This window comes from Arthrobacter sp. Y3225116 (genome assembly GCF_059091245.1).
In genome coordinates this window covers 1-1268 of the sequence record NZ_JBNHGL010000431.1, presented here as the reverse complement: position 1 = coordinate 1268, position 1268 = coordinate 1, and the positions used below count along the sequence as shown (strand labels likewise).

The following is a 1268-nucleotide window of genomic DNA, read 5'->3' as shown; positions in this document are numbered from 1 at the left end:
GCCGGAGGCCAGGACCATGGCCGCGCCCGCCGCAGCGGCGGCGCGCAGGCCCAGCTTCGGGCGTTCCATCAGGGAACGGCGGCCCGCTGACCGGTCGCCCTGTTCGGGCTTTTCCAGGCCCGCGCCCCCGGGCACGGACTGGCCGGGACGGCCGGCCGGAACGCTGTCGCCGGACTGAGCCAGCGGGGTCGTTTCCGGGCCGCCTGCCTTCGGTCGGCCGCTGCCGCCCCGGGGGTCGGAGTCGCCGCCGGGGACGGGCCGGTTCGGACGGCGGGACACCACGGCCATCGCCACCCCGAGCACCAGCAGCAGGGCGCCGATGATCATCAGGGCCAGCGACCACGGCACCGAGGTGTCGTTCGGCCAGGTGACGGTCACCGACGTCGGTGCCGGCTCGGTACCGTCCGCGGCCAACAGGATGGACCACTCGCCGTCGGCCGGGGCCAGCCACCGGTGCTCGAGGCTGCCCTCGGCCTGCTGCTGGCTCACCCACAGGTCGGAACCCGCCGGGTTCGGCACCTTGGCCTCGCCCTCGGTCACGGTTCCCTGCAGCTGCCCGTCCTCGATGCCGGTCAGGGAGGTGTGCGCCGCCTCTCCGACCCAGGCCTCGACGTCGCCCGCGCGGCCGACGGCCAGCAGGAACTCGCCGTCGGCCTCCACCGAAACGTCCACTTCTTCTTCGTGGACACCGAAGACTTCCGGTTCGATGACGGTCACGGGTGCGGTCGCATCGGCTGCCGTGTAGGTGGCCGAGGCGCGCTCGGGCGGTGCCCACACGGTCCGCTGGGCGATGCCCAGCGCGATGGCCAGCAGGCCGATCACCATCAGGGCCACTGAAATCTTAAAACGCACAAAAATACCAATCGTCGATCGCTGCAGGAAGGAAGGGCCGCAGGGACGCCCAAGCCTCCAGGGCCGGCCGGGGTGCCCGCCATCGGTCATGCTTTATAACCCTATGGTAACGAACCCTCTCGGCCGTCCGTGCGCGGCCGAACCGTGTGGTCCGCCGCGGACGGCCTTTTGCCCTTTTTGCCGTCGGCATCCGCTGCCACACCATACCGGACTGGTAGTCTTTCGCTCAGAATTGCCCCTATCCTGCGCCGTTGTTGCTTAGCGCGTGACAAGTGCGCCCGCCCGCTGCTTCAGCGGCTGCAGGCGGAAGAGAGGATGCTGCGTGAGCGAACCCCGGGATGCCCCCACGCCCGCCGCCGGCAACGGGTCGCCGGCCGAGGGCCAACCGGCCGACCTCACGGCACCGGTCCCGGATC

General features: G+C 71.2%; 1 pseudogene. It reads right to left on the bottom strand.

Features of this window, described 5'->3' with window-relative positions:
• A pseudogene (locus AC5RV2_RS18085) lies at positions 1-852 on the bottom strand (hypothetical protein); the annotation flags it as partial.
• Positions 853-1268: the final 416 nt, after the last annotated feature.